Annotated in this window: 11 protein-coding genes; 6 read left to right on the top strand and 5 right to left on the bottom strand. The window is 39.0% G+C overall.

Annotated elements, in window-relative coordinates; all coding sequences use genetic code 11:
• The first annotated feature begins 20 nt into the window (after nt 1–20).
• The 3 genes from IFO69_RS21315 to IFO69_RS21305 all read left to right on the top strand — a co-directional run bounded on the left by IFO69_RS21315 (nt 21) and on the right by IFO69_RS21305 (nt 5470).
• Nucleotides 21–2333: a GH92 family glycosyl hydrolase gene (locus IFO69_RS21315; protein ID WP_192012179.1), complete on the top strand. Its 2313-nt coding sequence runs from the start codon at nt 21–23 to the stop codon at nt 2331–2333.
• Between the two features lie 47 nt (nt 2334–2380).
• On the top strand, nt 2381–3904 hold the full coding sequence (locus IFO69_RS21310; protein WP_192012178.1) for a sulfatase-like hydrolase/transferase: 1524 nt from the start codon (nt 2381–2383) through the stop codon (nt 3902–3904).
• Between the two features lie 372 nt (nt 3905–4276).
• Nucleotides 4277–5470, top strand: a complete 1194-nt coding sequence (locus IFO69_RS21305) for an MFS transporter (RefSeq protein ID WP_192012177.1) — start codon at nt 4277–4279, stop codon at nt 5468–5470.
• A gap of 108 nt (nt 5471–5578) precedes the next feature.
• Here IFO69_RS21305 and IFO69_RS21300 read toward each other — a convergent pair whose 3' ends face one another.
• From IFO69_RS21300 to IFO69_RS21285, 4 genes are read right to left on the bottom strand one after another with little or no spacing between them, the layout of a single operon-like run.
• Entirely contained in the window at nt 5579–7504 is a 1926-nt protein-coding gene (locus IFO69_RS21300; RefSeq protein WP_192012176.1) for a hybrid sensor histidine kinase/response regulator, read from the bottom strand.
• A gap of 12 nt (nt 7505–7516) precedes the next feature.
• The gene (locus IFO69_RS21295; RefSeq protein WP_192012175.1) at nt 7517–8164 is read right to left on the bottom strand and encodes a chemotaxis protein CheB; all 648 of its coding nucleotides are present in this window, start codon (nt 8162–8164) and stop codon (nt 7517–7519) included.
• Complete coding sequence (locus tag IFO69_RS21290) at nt 8127–8954, bottom strand: CheR family methyltransferase (RefSeq protein ID WP_192012174.1); 828 nt, start codon at nt 8952–8954, stop codon at nt 8127–8129. Before IFO69_RS21290 ends, IFO69_RS21295 begins: the two co-directional genes overlap by 38 nt.
• A 4-nt stretch (nt 8955–8958) precedes the next feature.
• The gene (locus IFO69_RS21285) at nt 8959–12408 is read right to left on the bottom strand and encodes a response regulator (protein ID WP_192012173.1); all 3450 of its coding nucleotides are present in this window, start codon (nt 12406–12408) and stop codon (nt 8959–8961) included.
• A gap of 402 nt (nt 12409–12810) precedes the next feature.
• Here IFO69_RS21285 and IFO69_RS21280 point away from each other — a divergent pair, with 402 nt between their 5' ends.
• Both IFO69_RS21280 and IFO69_RS21275 read left to right on the top strand, forming a co-directional pair.
• Nucleotides 12811–14049, top strand: coding sequence for a heparan-alpha-glucosaminide N-acetyltransferase domain-containing protein (locus IFO69_RS21280; protein ID WP_192012172.1), 1239 nt, complete (start codon nt 12811–12813; stop codon nt 14047–14049).
• An 11-nt stretch (nt 14050–14060) separates the two neighbouring features.
• Nucleotides 14061–15173, top strand: a complete 1113-nt coding sequence (locus IFO69_RS21275) for a family 20 glycosylhydrolase (RefSeq protein WP_225444248.1) — start codon at nt 14061–14063, stop codon at nt 15171–15173.
• A gap of 25 nt (nt 15174–15198) precedes the next feature.
• Here the strand turns inward: IFO69_RS21275 and IFO69_RS21270 are convergent, their stop codons facing one another.
• Entirely contained in the window at nt 15199–15525 is a 327-nt protein-coding gene (locus IFO69_RS21270; protein WP_192012171.1) for an MmcQ/YjbR family DNA-binding protein, read from the bottom strand.
• A 308-nt stretch (nt 15526–15833) separates the two neighbouring features.
• Here IFO69_RS21270 and IFO69_RS21265 point away from each other — a divergent pair, with 308 nt between their 5' ends.
• Entirely contained in the window at nt 15834–17309 is a 1476-nt protein-coding gene (locus tag IFO69_RS21265) for an alpha-L-fucosidase (protein ID WP_192012170.1), read from the top strand.
• The last annotated feature ends 78 nt before the right edge of the window (nt 17310–17387 follow it).

Below are 17387 nucleotides of genomic sequence, written 5' to 3'. Positions count from 1 at the left end.
CAAATAACCCTAATAGCCCCATGAAAAAACTCCAACTCATTTTTTTATTGATTGTCTTAATTTGTAGTTGTAATCAAGTTCAGGAAAAATATACAGCTTATGTCAACCCATTTATAGATACGCATAAAAGCCGTTGGTTTTTCTTTTCCTCCGCAAGCAGGCCTTTTGGAATGGTCAACCTAAGTCCTGATACTTGGACAAAAGGGAGCTGGAATAGTGGCTATTTGTATGACAGTACAGAGGTGAGATGCTTCAGTCACATCCACGCCTGGCAAATGGCAGGAATTCCAGTGATGCCCACCTCTGGTGAGTTTGAAGGATTTAAGGGAATGGAAGCCACCAAATCATCCTTTGACCATGCCTCGGAGATTGCAAAACCAGGGTATCATCAAATTAACTTGGATCGCTACGGTATCAAAGCAGAATTGACCTCTACACAGCGTGTTGGCTTTCATCAATATACCTTTCCAGCAGGCCAAGAAGCCTATATTAGCTTTCATACCGGCGAATTTCTGGCCCATGGCAAGGTGGATTCTTCTATGGTAAGGAAAGTTGGTGAAAGTAAAATAGAAGGATTTTCCTTGATGGGGGGCACCAGGAGAAGGCCCAAATCCACTTACGTTTATTTTGCTGCAGAATTGGATCATTATATTGAAGAGTTTGGTGGATGGGAAGATGGTGAGCTTTTAGATGCCAATGAAACTATAAATGGGAAGAATAATGGGGCGTTTGTCAAGCTAGATATTGAAGGAAAGCCAGTGAAAATGAAAGTGGCCATTTCCTATACCAGCTTGGAAAACGCCTGGAAAAATATGGAGGAGGAATTGCCTCATTGGGATTTTGACCAAGTGGTGATGGATTCAGAAAAGGAATGGGAGGAAAAGCTTTCCCGAATTAAGGTCAAGGGAGGTAAAAAGGAAGAAAAGGTTAAGTTCTACACAGATCTTTGGCATGCATTGCTGGGCAGAAGGGTGGTGAGTGATGTTAATGGGGATTACTGTGATATGACTGGGGAGAGCCCTCGAATCAGAAAAGTGCCTTTGGATGATCAAGGTAAACCTGTTTTTCCGCAGTATAATTTTGATGCATTATGGGGCAGCCAGTGGACCCTTAATGTTTTGTGGTCAATGGCCTATCCTGAGATCATGGATGGTTTCTGCAGCAGTATGGTGAATATGTATCATGACGGCGGATTGATCCCTAGAGGTCCATCCGGAGGGAATTATACTTATGTGATGATAGGCGACCCAGCTACGTCATTTTTCGCTACTGCCTATAACAAAGGGATCCGAGGATATGATATTGATAAGGCTTATGAAGGTCTGATGAAAAACGCCTTTGTGGCCGGAATCAGGGATCGAGCAGGGTATGAGCACGACTTAAATCCAACAGGTGGAGGAATGAAATATTATGAAAGCAGGGGATATGTACCCGAGGGAGTAGCAGGAAATGGCGGCCACAAAGATGGGGCGTCCATGACTTTGGAATATGCTTACCAAGACTGGTGCTTGGCCCAGTTGTCCAAGGTGCTGGGCAAGGAGGAAGATTATGAAATGCTTATGCAAAGGTCCCAGAATTACCGGAACTTATGGAACCCTGCATCCAAAGCCATTCATCCTAAAGATATGGAGGGGAATTGGATCCCCGATTTTACCTTGATAGGCGAAGGATTTAATACACTTGGATTTTGCGAAAGTAATTCAGCAATTTACTCCCATTTTGTTCCGCATGACATGCAAGGCCTGATTGAATTGTTTGGTGGAAATGAAGCGTATACAGAAATGCTTAATGGGTATTTTGAAAAGGCAAGGGGAAACAAGTTTATCACTGACCATGGAAAACATGCCGAGAGTTGGGTGGATTATGAAAATCAGCCTTCCTGTCAAATGGCCCATTTGTTCAGTCATGCAGGAAAACCTTGGTTAAGTCAGTATTGGGTAAGAGAGGTCAAAGAAACTACTTTTGGGGATACCAGCCCTTATGGAGGATATAATGGAGATGAAGATCAGGGCCAAATGGGGGCATTGGGTGTCTTGATGGCGATGGGGATTTTCCAAGTAGATGGCGGCGCAGCAGTTCAATCGGAGTATGAAATCACCAGTCCAATTTTCGATAAGGTTTCTATTGACCTGAATAATGATTATTATCCAGGAGACAAGTTTGAGATTATTACTGAAGCAAATGATTGGGATGAAGATGTCTATATCCAGTCTGCAAAGCTCAATGGAGAGGAGTGGAACAGCTTTCATTTTCCGCATGAATTATTTGCAATAGGAGGCAAGCTTGAAATTAAATTAAGTCCTCAACCTAATAAAACGTGGGGAATAAAATGAGTTCCAATAGGTTCTGCCAAAGAAAAAGTTTTAAAAAAGTGAAAGATATGATACGCTTAAAAAGTCTATTAATTCTAGTGCTTGCACTGTCCATTTGGAGTTGCGAGCAGCCAAAGGAGAAACAAGTAAAAAAGCCTAATATTTTGTTTTTGTTTGCTGATGACTATACTTTTGAAGCGATCCATGCTTTGGGAAATGAGGTGATAGCAACTCCAAATTTGGACCGACTGGTTAATGGAGGAACTACCTTTACCCATGCCTATAATATGGGTGGATGGAACGGTGCCATTTGTGTGGCATCCCGTGCGATGATGATTTCCGGAAGACATGTTTGGAGAGCCCAGGATATATCCAAGAAATGGGCCGCTGGAGATTCACTTTCACTGCAGCAGACCTGGGGAAAGTTAATGGAAAATGCAGGTTATTCTACTTATATGACGGGGAAGTGGCATGTCGAAGCACCAGCAGAGACTGTTTTTCAAGTGGCCAAGCACATTCGTCCCGGAATGCCCAATGATTACCGTGGAGAGCTGGGGAAAAGTGTTTCCGGTATAAGGGAAGCACTGAAAAATGGAGAGGACATTTCCAATCTGAGGCCAAAAGGTTACTATAGGCCTTTGAGCGAAAATGATACCTCATGGTCATCTTCTGACCCTAATAATGGTGGTTTTTGGGAAGGTGGAAAACATTGGAGTGAGGTGGTCAAGGATGATGCTTTGGCATTTTTGGATGATGCCCAAAAGAAAGAGAATCCCTTTTTTATGTATATCGCCTTTAATGCACCCCATGACCCAAGGCAGGCGCCACAGTCATTTTTGGACAAATATCCCTTGGAGGATATACCTCTTCCAGAAAACTGGTTGCCCGAGTACCCTTATAAGGATGATATTGGAAATTCAATGGGATTGAGGGATGAGGCCTTGGCACCTTTTCCTAGAACTGAATTGGCCATAAAAACACATAGAAAGGAATATTACGCTATTATTACCCATTTAGATGAACAAATTGGAAAAATATTAGATGCCTTGGAAGCTTCAGGAGAATTGGATAATACTTATATCTTTTTTACTGGAGACCATGGTTTAGCGGTGGGACATCATGGATTGATTGGGAAGCAAAGCTTATTTGACCATAGTATTCGCGTGCCTTTTATGGCCATGGGGCCTGATTTACCCGCTGGTAATAAGGTAAATAATGATATCTATTTGCAAGATGTAATGGCCACTTCCCTAGAGTTGGCAGGGATAGAAAAGCCAGATTACGTGGAGTTCAACAGCTTTTTGTCTTTGGCCAAGAATGAAACGAAAGAAGGCGCTTATGAGCAAGGTATATATGGCGCCTATGTGAACTATCAAAGAATGATCCGTAAGGATGGCTATAAGCTTTTGGTTTATCCAAAAATAAATAAAGTCCTGTTATTTGACATGAACAATGACCCTATGGAGATGATTGATTTATCCAAAGAATCGGAACACGAAGAAAGGGTGAAAAGTATGTTTGAAGATTTGTTGGAATTACAGGAAGAAATGGGTGATCCTTTGGACCTGAATGATATTTACAAAGGATTATAAATTAATGGTTTGAAGGTTCGAGCTCAATTGGGGTTTAGAGAAAGTTTGGCATGCCTGACATATCTGAAATAGGAAGTGTTTCTGGAAATCACAATGGAAATAAGACTTTTAAAGCGATTAACAGGGTAGGTTTTGGTATAGATAATGGGACAAGGACATCGTTTTAGCAAACCATTAAAGGTATATTATATAGTATTTAGAATTTTTAGGGCATTTAAATGCTTGCCTGTTTAAAAGAACTATTATTTATATGATGTTTTTTAGTGGAAAAAAGTGTTTTTGATGTGGTTTGAAAGATAATATTTTTTATTTTCATTCTAATTTGAAATATGGTATTTCATTAACCTTTAAATAACAATAACCCCAAACAACATGAATCACACTATAAAAAGGGCTGCGCTATTTAATGCAAGCTGCTTGGCATTGATCGTGACTTCCATGACATTTGCCGTCAGGGCGAAATTGGAAGGAGTATTAGAAACGGATTTTGAACTGACCAGTACAGATATCGGTCTGGCATTTGCCCCTGCATTTTGGGGATTTACCTTAGCCATGATTATAGGTGGCCCCTTAGTAGATTATTTTGGGATCAAGAAGATTGTCTGGATGGCATTTTTTAGCCATTTGGTGGGTATAGTGCTGACCATCTTTTCTTCCGAATTTTATTCGTTCTTTTTAGGAACCATGTTTATTGGTATCGGTAATGGAATGGTTGAAGCCGCGTGTAATCCGTTAGTGGCAAGTTTATACCCGGAAAATAAAACCAAGATGCTCAACCGTTTCCATGTTTGGTTTCCAGGAGGAATAGTCATAGGAAGCCTTATAGGTTATCTAATGATGGATATATTAAACTTGCCGTGGCAACTATTGGTCACAGTATTGTTTATTCCATTGGTTTTGTATGGTATTCTATTTATGGGCAAAGAGCTTCCAAAGACCGAAAGGGTCGCCATGGGGGTGTCTAACAAAGATATGTGGAAGGCTGTAGTATCTCCTTTGTTTCTTTTGATGGGATTCTGCATGCTGTTGACCGCATCAACTGAATTGGGAACTAATCAAAGAATAGAGGCATTACTGAGTGATACAGGAGTGTCTGGTATTTTGATATTAGCTTTTGTAAATGGAATTATGGCCATAGGACGTGGTATGGCTGGGCCTGTGGTGAAAAAGTTAGATACAACAGGAATGCTTTTGTTCTCGGCTGTTTTTAGTTGTATAGGATTAATATGGCTCAGTAGTGCAAGTGGAGGGATGGTCTTTGCGGCAGCTTTTGTATTTGCGATTGGTATTACGTATTTCTGGCCGACCATGCTGAGTTTTGTAGCGGAAAGAATTCCAGAAAGTGGAGCCTTGGGCTTATCACTTATGGGTGGTTTGGGTATGTTCTCAGTATCCATTGTTCTTCCAATTATGGGAAAATTTATGGATGCCGACAGTGGAGCTTCTACATTGTCCTATGTTGCCATTTTACCAGCGGTATTGATTGTAATATTCTTCTTTTTGTTTTTGAAATTCAGAGGTCAAAAAATAGAAAGGGATGTCAAAGGGGAAGAAGTGCTATCGTAGCTGAAATATTTGGAAAGAACACTGAAAAGGTCTCCAAATTTGGAGGCCTTTTATTTTTTGATTGCTAGGACCAATATATCTGATGAAAGAAAGTTAGGGTACTCATTGTTAAATTTTCAGATGCTTTTTGATGATTTCATAGAGTTTGAGTGGCTCAAAGGGCTTACTGATCATTTCATCTACCCCGGCTTCTTTTGCTTTTTTGATGTCCTCTTCAAGGGCCACTGCTGATAGGCCTATGATTGGTATTCTATTGGATGACTTTTCCATTTCTTCCCTAATAAACTTAGTTGCTTCAAACCCGTTCATTTCAGGCATATACATGTCCATCAGGATAATACTAAAATCACCTTTTTGATATTTTTTAATAGCATCTGATCCCGTTTCAGCTATTTCCAAATGGATATTCCAGTTTTTCATTATGTGCTTTGCTGCAAACTGGTTGATCATGTTGTCCTCTGCCATCAAGATATTTATTGTTTCTTCAAAAGGCTCGATGACAGCATCTTGTTGATTATCTTTTTTCAATTCGTTGTTTTTGATAATTTTATATTTGTTAGTAAAAGCGAATTGAGAGCCTTTTCCCAAGGTGCTGGATACATTTAAGGTTCCTCCCTTCAATTGAGCCAATTTTTTGGTGATGGACAGCCCTAATCCAGTTCCTCCATAGCGATGTGTAATATTGGAATCCGCTTGGGAAAATTCTTCAAAAACATGTTCTAATTGTTCCGGAGAAATACCAATTCCAGAATCTTCTACAATAAAGGAAAGTACAATTTCATCATCTTCGGAATCAATTGATTTGACCATGAGTTTGACAAAGCCTTTTTCTGTAAACTTCAACGCATTGCTCAATAGGTTCATGAGGATTTGGTTGAGCCTTAATGCATCTGCGAAAATGTGAGACGGAACATTCTCATCAATTTCATAACTTAGTTCAAGGTTTTTTTCATCGGCTTTATGGTGGAGAAGATCACAAACGGATTTAACCAAATGGAGCAAGTCTATCTCAGTCCTCACAATTGAAAACTTGCCCGCCTCTATTTTGGAAAGATCAAGAATATCGTTAACAATTCCCAATAAAGACTGAGAAGAAATTGAAATTAAGTCTAATGTTTTTGCTTGTTCCTCAGAAAGATCTGTGTTTTTTAAGGTCTTTGTCAATGCAATAACTCCACTGATCGGAGTTCGGATTTCATGGCTCATACTGGCCAAAAAGCTTTCCTTTATTTTTTTTGTTTGTTCTGCCACATCCCTGGACCGGATAAGTTCATTGGTATAGTTTTTTTGGATCGTGACATCACTCATATTAAGCAATAGCAGTTCGTTTTTTTTACTTACACGACACTCCAACCACAAGGTTTCACCTTTGGCGTTTTTAAACCTGTCCTGAAAAACGATATAGTTTTTATTTTCTCTCACTATTGTGCTTAGTTCATATTGAGTGATGGAAGCTTCTCCATCTTCTGTAAGATCTATCAAAGATTTACCTTGAACACTATCTGGGTGATATTGCAGTATTTTTGTAATGGCAGGGTTAACTGCATTGATCTGTAAGGTTCTAGGATTGACCCGACAGATAATATCGGCGGAGTTTTTTACTTCCAATGCATATTTTTCCAGCTCATTATTTTTCTTGATTAACTCTCGCTGAGCACGTGCCAATTGAGCAAATGCATTGACCTTCGCTTCAGTGGTGTAGGGGTCAAGAGGCTTGAAGAGATAATCAATGGCGCCTGTGTTAAAGCCTTTAATGGCATATTTGACTTCCTTGGATATGGCAGTGACAAAAATGATCAAAATCTGTTTTGTTTTTAAATTGCTTTTCAAAATTTTAGCAAGTTCAAAACCATCCATTTCGGGCATTTGTACATCTAATAGAGCAATTGAAATATCATTTTCCCAGGCGATTTTTAATGCTTGATTTGGGTCAGTAGTTTTAAAAATATGGAAGTCATCTCTTTTAATCAGTGCTTCCAGGGCAATGAGATTTTCTTCTTTATCATCTACCAATAGAATATTGAGTTTATCCATTTATTCTTAATTTTAAAAATGCAATTTTACTTTTTTTAATTTTTCGAAAGTTCTCTCCAACTTACTTGGAGTTAATTTATAATCTGCTGCTTTTGCTTTGAGTGCTTCATTGGGCATCGTAGGATATTCAGCAGTATGAGGATCCTGTATAATTGTCAATCCTCCCTTTTTCCTGATTTCCTGTAAACCTTGAACACCATCCGCATTGGCACCAGAAAGCAAGATTCCCAAGGTCCTTTTTCCTCCAGCATCTGCTGCTGATTGAAATAGCACATCTATAGAAGGCCTGCTGTGCCATACTTTTTCGGATAGGTCCAGTGATAAGCTAAAGTCTCTTTCAACTAACAAATGATAATCTGCCGGAGCCAGATAAATTGTTTTAGGGCTTAAGGTTTCTTTTTCCTCGGCCTCTTTGACTTTGATTTCTTGATTGGCCTTTTGGAATATTCCTGCTAATGTTCCAAAGGAACTGGTTTTTCCTCTGTGGATTACAAAAATTATAGGTATTGGAAAGAAAGATACCGATTTCATTAACTCCATCAATACCACCATACTACCTGCAGAGCCGCCGATAACCACCAATTCTATGGGCTGGAGAGCTGAAGTCGGTATGTCAGCTGTGCTACACAATCTTCTGATATATGTTTTCTCTTCTGTCAATAACCTTGTATTGCTCCAATAGCTGTGGGTTTCTTAAGGTTTCTTTTGATCCCAAACAAAGAAAACCTAAATGGCAGAGGCTCTCTGTAAATAGTTGGAGCACTCTGTTTCTGAGGTGTTCATTAAAATAGATCAGGACATTTCTACAAACCACCAGCTGAAATTCATTAAAACTACTATCAGAAGCCAGATTATGGATAGAAAATAAAGTCTTTTTCCTTAATTCTGATTGAAATATTCCGGCATCATAAATGGAGTGATAGTAATCTGAAAGGGAGCTTTTACCTCCAGAATTGAGGTAATTGGTAGAATACTCTTTGATTTTTTTAAGTTCGTAAATACCTTCTTTGGCCTTATCCAAGACTTCTGAGTTGATATCTGTTCCATAGAGGAAGCTTTTTTCAAGAATGCCCTCTTCCTTGAGCGTTATAGCAAAGGAGTAGGTTTCTTCTCCACTTGAGCATCCTGCATTCCATATTTTTATGTGAGGATATGAAGCCAAATAAGGTATGACGTTTTCCCTGACTGATCTGTAGAATCCAGGGTCTCTGAACATTTCGGTGACGTTGACCGTGATTTGATTGAGGAACAAAGCAAAAAAATGGGTATCATTGACCAAACGGTGTTTCAGGTCAAAAATGTTAAGCTTCAACTTGTTCATGATATGAGTAACCCGCCGCTTTAAAGATGCCTCTGCATAATCATTAAAATCATATCCGTGGACTTTCTCAATGAGTTGCAGTATCTCCTTAAGTTCTTCAAAAGATATTTGGTATTCTGATTCGATCATTGTATCAATTGCTTAACCAAACTCGGATCATGGATAGTAACTTTTCCAAATCTACCGGCTTAGGGATATAGTCACTTGCTCCTGCTTCGATACATTTTTCCCTGTCATTTTTCATGGCTTTGGCAGTGAGTGCAATGATAGGGACTTCTTTGTATTGGCCCCCTTTCCTAATTTCCTTCATGGCTTCATATCCATCCATTTCCGGCATCATGATATCCATAAGTACCAGTTCGAAATCTCCTATTTCTTTTAACTTATTCAAAGCTTCCACTCCATTTCCTGCGATTTCTACATTTAGCCCGTATTGTTGAAGTGAACTGGAAAGTGCGAATATATTTCTCATATCGTCATCCACAAGCAATACTTTTTTCCCTTCAAAAGATTTTTCAGAAGCGCTGGAAGTTGTTTTGGTTTTGCCATTTGACGGAGTAGGAGCGTCAGGTTTGTTGATCTTGTGCATGAACAGCTTGACCTCATCCAAAATTCTGTCATTGGACTTGGGTGTTTTGATCACCATGGCATTGCTGTATTGTCTGATTTTGTTTTGCAGTTCTTCAGGTACTGTCATGGCAGTATTGATGATTACGGGAGTCTGCTTATTCATGGATTCGGACTTGATTTTGTCCAAGATTTCTTCACCGGTCAAGTCTGGGAGGTTTAGGTCTAGGATGATACAATCAAAAGTCTTCGCTTTAGAAAATTCTATTGCTTCAAGTCCATTAAAAGCTTGTTCTACCTCAAAGCCTTCTTTTTGGAGGTGTCCTTTTAAGATATCGCTTTGGATTTTTTGATCTTCTATGATTAAAACATGCTTTAATCCTTCTTGGTCAATATTTTGAAGTTGCCTGAAGACCCTTTCCAAAACACTTTGGTCAACTGGTTTATGGATAAATTCCGCTGCTCCACTTTCTATTAACTGCTTGTGGTTTTTGTCTGTGGCTGACATGATATGAACAGGGATGTCCTTGAGCCTTGCATTGGCCTTCATCCTTTTGAGAACTTCCCATCCATCCATAACCGGAAGCATTATGTCCAATAGTACGGCATCTGGCGAAACCTCACTCATATAGTTTATGGCACTTTCTCCATCATATACCACTTTAGTTTCGAAGCCCTTTTCTTTAGAGTAGTTTTTTAGAATCTCTGCAAAGTTTACATCATCTTCTACGATTAATAAATTTTTGCCGGTTATTTTTTCTGGAATGTAATGGTTGTCTTGAATTAGAAGTTTATTATCATTATCGATGGACTTGGGGTAACTGGATATATGTGTTGGGGTGGCTTCAATAGAATCTTGGTTTTCCAATTCAAGCCGATAGGGGATGGTCAACGTAAATGTACTACCTTGTCCTTCTTGACTGATGAGGCTAATGGTGCCTTTCAGTAATCTGGAAAGTTCTCTACTGATTGACAGGCCCAGTCCAGTGCCACCGTATTTTCTACTAGTCGACCCGTCAGCCTGTTTAAAGGCTTCAAAGATTAATTGTTGCTTTTCTTCGGATATTCCAATGCCCGAATCTTGTACCGAAATGGCTAGTTTATTATTTGACTGTGCCGTGAAATTAAGACTTACTTGCCCTTCGGCCGGGGTGAATTTAAAAGCATTGGACAGGAGATTTCTGATAATTTGATCAAGCCTTTGACGGTCTGAGTGGATGGTTTTTGGCAAGCTTTCATCAATTGTTACTTTAAAGTTTACCTTCTTATCTGCAGCCACTTCCTTAAACAAGTACTGCATGTTCTCTCCGATGTCTAATATTTCGATATCCTCCTCATATATGTCCAATTGGCCTGATTCCACTTTGGACAAATCAAGGATGTCATTAATCAGTGTAAGTAAATCGCTGCCGGCTTTGTGGATGACATTGGCGTATTTAACTTCTTCTTTATCCAATGTATTGTTCTTGTTTGAACTAAGAAGTTTTGCCAAGATCAAAACACTATTTAATGGGGTTCTTAGTTCATGGCTCATATTGGCCAAAAATTCTGACTTATATTTACTTGTTCGCTCAAGCTCTTCTGCTTTATTCAGGATAGAAATACGTGCTTCTTCGATTTGTTTGTTGCTTATTTCTAATAACCTAGCCTTTTCTTCTAACTCCAAATTGGTTTGCCTTAGCTCTTCTTGCTGTACCCTTAGTTCTTCTTCAGAAGCTTGAAGCATTTCTGTTTGTTGGCCAAGCTCCTCATTGGTTTGTCGCAGTTCTTCTTGTTGGCTTTCCAATTCTTCGGATTGAACTTGCAGCTGTTCATAAAGTTGGCGCATATCATCATGCGCTTGGGTGGTATGGATCGCAATGGATATGTTTTTTTCAAGCTGGTTAACTAATTTTTGCTGATTTTTATTGATCTCACCCAAAAAACCGAGCTCCAAGATTCCCTTCAGTTGGTTATTGTAGATTAATGGTTTTAAAAGCAATTGATCTGGAGTGTTTTCTCCAAAAGAAGACTTTATCTTATAATGGTGCTTGGGTAGGTCATTAATGAGGATTGTTTTTTTCTCTTTAGCAGCTTGTCCGACAAGGCCTTCACCCAATTTTGTCTCTTGGTTTAACTCATTATTTGGTATCGCATAGGATGCTGAGATTTTCAATAAGTTGTTTTCTTGATCAAAAGTATGAAGGGCTCCTATTCTCATTCCCAAGTAGCTTGCGAAAAAACTCAATATTTTTTCTGAAAGTTGGTGTAATGAATGATTCCCTTGGAGACTTTCATTTATAAGTTTTTCTCCTTTTAAAATCCAGTTTTGATTTGATCTTTCAAAGGATAGTTTTTCTAGTTCGTCATTTGACTTTTTAATTTTTTCCTCGGCCTTTACTTGGGCTGTGAAAATCCGCATAATGTAGCCAAACATTAGAAATAGGATCAAAAGTACTGCCGCTAATCCAGCTACTATACTGATGATCGTTCTGCTGGCATTGTTTTTGGCCTGCGTCTCTCTGGTATTCAAAAGACGGTTCTCCTCAGCAATGATTTCAGCGGTTATTTTACGAACTTCTGAAGTAAGGTCTTGCCCTTTGCTGATCAGAACTTTCCCGGTTTTTGCCTCAATAGTGGTTGAATGATCGTCAGAGAGGGTGGTTTCTAGGTTTTTGAGCCTTTCATGAATAATTTCTTCAAGCACAGCTACGCGTTTGACTTGATTGGGATTGTCGGAAATTAGATTTTTTAGAATGTGTAAAGAAACGTGAACAGAATCCTGGGCGATATGGTAAGGCTCCAAATATTGGCTTTTTCCTGTTAGAATGTATCCGTTTTGACTCGCTTCTGCATTGATCAGCTGAATTAATGTTTCCTTGCTGGCAATAAGTACATCATAGGTATGACTCACCCAGCTCATCCTTTCTTCAAAAGATTTGAGACTTTTGTAAGAGGAATAATTCACAAAAGCCACTATGATCAAAGACAAAGAAAAGCCTATGATCAGCAATTTTTTAAATGATAATTTAGTCATGACTTCTCGTTGAAAGTAGTCTTTGATATTTGTAAGATTCTTAAAATTAGACTTATACTATTAGAACCTTATGACTCGGTTTTTTTTTAGGGCGATAAGCCTGTCACTTGACACTCAAAAGATAGAAATAAATGCCAAACATTTCCCTTGATTTTCTATAATATTTACTTTTTTGAGTAGCTTGTTGACGTATTTTGTAGATATTTTGTGTTTCGTACCGGATAATCATAGCTAGTAAAATTGATAAAGTGAGGAGCTCTTTTGATAGGTTTTTAAAGCAAACCAATTAAAAGAAACTTAATTTTAGATGATATAATTAATTGTTTAAGTAAATATTCTTTTTGTATAATTTTAATTTTGTTGTAGTTGGTTTTTGATTAAATAATGTATTAATTTAATCAAATGTCTTCCAGCACTTTAATATCTCCCAACAAGATTGTCGATAGTTCTTCCAAGATACCTTCTGTAGGCAGGTTATACTCTATTGATGTTTTCAGGGCTATTACCATGCTTTTGATGGTTTTTGTCAATGACCTTTGGAGTTTGGAAGGGTATCCTGAATGGCTAGGCCATGCCTCAGCAGACGAGGATAGGCTGGGTATGTCAGATATTGTATTTCCAGCTTTTCTATTGATAGTGGGCTTATCCATTCCTTATGCCATTAGGAATAGGCTAAAGAAGGGAGATAGCAAGCCCCAATTGGCCATTCATATAATGCTGAGGTCTTTAGCGCTTTTGGTTATGGGAATATTTCATGTCAATTTGGAATCTTATAGCACTTCAGCGCCACTTTCCAAACCTTTGTGGCAAATACTTATCACCATAGCCTTCTTCTTGATTTGGATGGATTATCCCAGAACTTGGACAAGAGTGAAGAGATACCTTCCACAATCGATCGGGGTTTTGATGTTATTGGCTTTGGCATTTTTATACGAAGGAGGAAGTCTGGATTCACCTACAGGAATGCAAACGCATTGGTATGGTATTTTAGGGCTGATCGGGTGGTCATATCTGATCTGCTCGATGTTTTTTTTACTAACAAACGGAAAAGTAGGAGCTCAGGCATTGGCCTTTTTGTTTTTTATGGCTTTTAATGCCTTGGAGAAACTAGGTTATTTGGATGTTTTATCACCCATTAGACAATACATATGGATAGTAGGCAATGGTTCTATGCCAGCTTTCACGATGGCTGGAATAGTAGTTTCGATTTATTATCATAAATGGTTTTCTGCTGGGAAACCTTCTCAATTTTGGATAATGCTGTCAGCTTCTGCAGTTGTGATGTTAGGGTATGGTTTAGTGACCAGGCCAATTTGGGGTATTCATAAATTAGGTGCTTCCCCATCTTGGGTAGCCCTATGTATTGGGATCAGTATCCTTGCATTTGGCTTATTGATCTGGTTGGTGGATATCAAGGAGAAAAAAGATTGGTTCCGATGGATACGGCCCGCTGGAACAAGTACCTTGACTTGTTATTTGATTCCTTACATTCATTACGCCATTTATACCATGATAGGTATCAGCTTACCTATTTTCCTTAGGAGTGGAATCTTTGGGATCTTTAAATGCTTGGTTTATGCTTTCTTGGTAGTTCTGCTGACAGGTGTTTTGGAGAAGTATCGAATAAGATTAAAAATTTAAATTAGTAGCTAATGTATAAGATGTCTATCGGTATTATGGTTTGCTTGGTGTTGAACAGTTTACTTGGGGTGAAGGCTCAGGATTCAAAGGATGTCCTGCCCATCAAAGCTTTTGCAATAGCTGCTCCCAGCCCTACTGAAGTGGATCGTTTTGTTAGATTCATTGATGAGGAACTGGCACCAAGAAATATAAATGTATTGATATTAAGAGTGGAATATGGTTATGAATTTGAAAGTCATCCAGAGTTGGTGGATGATGATCCCCTAAGTAAAGCACAGGTTAAGCAGATGGTTGTGATGTGCCAAAGACATGATATTCGTATTATCCCCCAAATCAACTTATTGGGGCATCAGTCCTGGCATAGTGATTTAGGAAAGCTGTTAGAAGTTTATCCTGAATTTGATGAAACACCATCGGTCAGTTTGCCGGAAAATTATGAGTGGCCCAATGAAGATGGGCTCTATTGCAAAAGCTACTGTCCACTACATCCAGAGGTGCATGGAGTGGTTTTCGATTTGGTGGATGAAATTTGTGAAGTGTTTGAAGCTGATGCTTTTCATGCTGGAATGGATGAAGTTTTTTACATAGGAGATGATGATTGTCCTCGCTGTTCGGGGAGAGATAAGGCGGAGCTTTTTGCTGGTGAAGTGAGTAAAGTACGTAACCATTTGGCTGCAGACAATAGAGAGCTATGGATTTGGGGAGACAGGCTTTTGGATGGTAAAACAACAGGATTGGGTATGTGGGAAGCCAGTATGAACAATACTCACAGGGCCATAGATATGATCCCCAAAGACGTTGTAATTGGAGATTGGCATTATGAAAGACCTGATCAATCTGCTGTTTATTTTGCCATGAAAGGTTTTAAGGTTTTGACCTGTAATTGGAGGATGCCAGATGTTTCTGAAACTCAGGTAGAAGATATGTTTCATTTCCGAGCAACTGCCACTAATGAAATGAAACCTAACTTTTATGGCATGATGCAAACGGTCTGGTCTGGAGCAGGGAGTTTTATGGATGGTTTTTATGAGAATAGAAAAGACCGGGACGGAGGAAATAATACAGCTTGGTATACTTTTAAGGTAATGTTTGATAAGATTAATGAATTAGAAGATAGTGATTGAGGAATTCTCAAAAGGTGATCTTGGGTCACTTTGAATTTTTGCGATTTACTACATCTTCATAAGCAGATTCCAGTAATGCCTTGACCAATTCTTCCTTGGCGTTTTGAAGCTCTAATGTAGTCCAGCCCTGCAGGCCCCATTTGTTGTCCACTGGGTAGACTACATCAGGTGAATATCGTGTAAAGGCTTTTTGCTCACTGGGAGAAAGTTTGACATTAGCGGAATTGCTGGCTTCATGCAGGGTTGTGAAAATGCGTTTTCCTATTACTTTAAAAGCAGTTCTGTCAAAATGAGGCTTTTGTTCGGTAGCTGGAAAAGAAAGTGCCAAGACTGTAAACTCTTCATTCGTCATTGTTTTCTTGGTTGATTTTAGGTAGGAAATATAATTAAATGAACTGATTATCCTTAATTATGTCATTGGTTGTTTCCTTTAATTCTGTTCAGGCTGTGGAAGTTGAATGGACTAAGAAAGGATAAAATCAAACTATCTTAAAGACTAAGTCTTTGGGAAGTTAAGTATTATAGCCGGGATGAAACATGCTTGCATTTTTACGTACTATTTTATCAGTTTTGGATGAATATGGGGCTCATTAGGAAAAAAGATTATAACTTAATATTAGCAACCCTGGCAGACTTTTAATTCTTACTCAAACCCATATCATGAAACACCTAAAAACTTCTTTGTTTGCTTTATTAATTGCTTTAATGCTAACACCTATTCTGCAAGCGCAGCAATACGAGGCCAAATGGGAGTCATTGGACAAGCGGCCTGTGCCTGAATGGTTTGAAGATGCCAAGTTTGGTATATTTATCCATTGGGGACCTTATTCGGTACCAGCTTGGTCACCCAAAGGCACTTATTCGGAGTGGTATCAATATTGGTTGCAAAGCAAGAAACTTTTTGGCAATGGAGATTTCAAAGGTGATGAAGTCTATCAATATCATGTTGATACTTATGGAGCTGATTTTCCTTATTATAATTTTGGAGAAATGTTCACTGCAGATTTGTTTGACCCTGATGAATGGGCTAGCTTATTTGAGGAAGCAGGAGCCAAGTACATTGTCTTGACTTCCAAGCACCATGATGGCTTTACCCTTTGGCCAAATGAGCAGGCCAATGATAGAGGTTTTGCCTGGAACAGTATGGAAGTGGGGGCAAAGCGTGATTTGGTCGGAGAATTAACAGAGGCTGTTAGAAAAACTCCTGTAAAGATGGGGCTATATTATTCATTGTATGAATGGTATCATCCTTTGTGGCAAAATGATAAAGACCGATTTGTGGAGGAGCATTATTTACCTCAAGTAAAAGACCTTGTACAAAGCTATCAACCGGATATATTATGGACAGATGGAGAATGGGAAATGGAGGGAGAAAGATGGAGAAGTGAGGAATTTTTAGCTTGGCTATATAATGAGTCTGCGGCTAAAGATAATATTCTGGTAAATGACCGATGGGGAAAAGGGCTCCGACAAAAGCATGGTGGCTATTACACGACGGAATATGAAGCAGGAAAGGTTTTTGATAAGCCATGGGAAGAATGTCGGGGTATGGGTTTTTCATTTGGTTATAACCAAAATGAAGATGCCCAAGATTATAACAGTGCCCAAGCCCTTGTTTTGATGCTGGTAGACGTGGTGAGTAATGGGGGGAACTTACTGTTGGATATTGGTCCTGATGCGAGGGGTAATATCCCTCCGATAATGCAGGAACGTCTATTGCAAATCGGTGACTGGTTAGCTGTAAATGGTGAAGCCATTTATGGAACTAGAAAGGCGCACCAATCGGCCCAGTGGTCAGAAGGAGACCGAGATATTGATCATAAAGGCAATTATTTGGGGGGAGAATATATACTGAGACAAACCATAAATCCATCTCCGGGTAAGGCTGTCAAAGAATTGTTTTTTACCCGAAAAGATGGGAGTTTATATACTATCAGTCCTGTTTTTCCTAAGGGTGATTTGCTCATCAAAAATGTGAAAGCCACCGAATATACTATGGTAAGCTTGTTGGGGTATGATAAGCCTCTGAAGTTTGAAAAGACAGGAAATGACCTGAAGATAATAATGCCAGAAATTGGTTTTAATGAACTGCCTTGCCAATATGCTTGGAGTTTTAAGGTCTCTAACCTTAAATAAAAATATCAAAGAGTTGGGTTTGGGACGTTTGAAAAGGAGTGTTGAAATCTTCTAAAATTAATTTCATATGTTCTTCAC

Source organism: Echinicola arenosa (assembly GCF_014841125.1).
GTDB classification, from domain to species: Bacteria; Bacteroidota; Bacteroidia; order Cytophagales; family Cyclobacteriaceae; genus Echinicola; species Echinicola arenosa.
The sequence above is the reverse complement of the archived record's forward strand: the minus strand, read 5'-3'. Positions and strand labels throughout refer to the sequence as shown.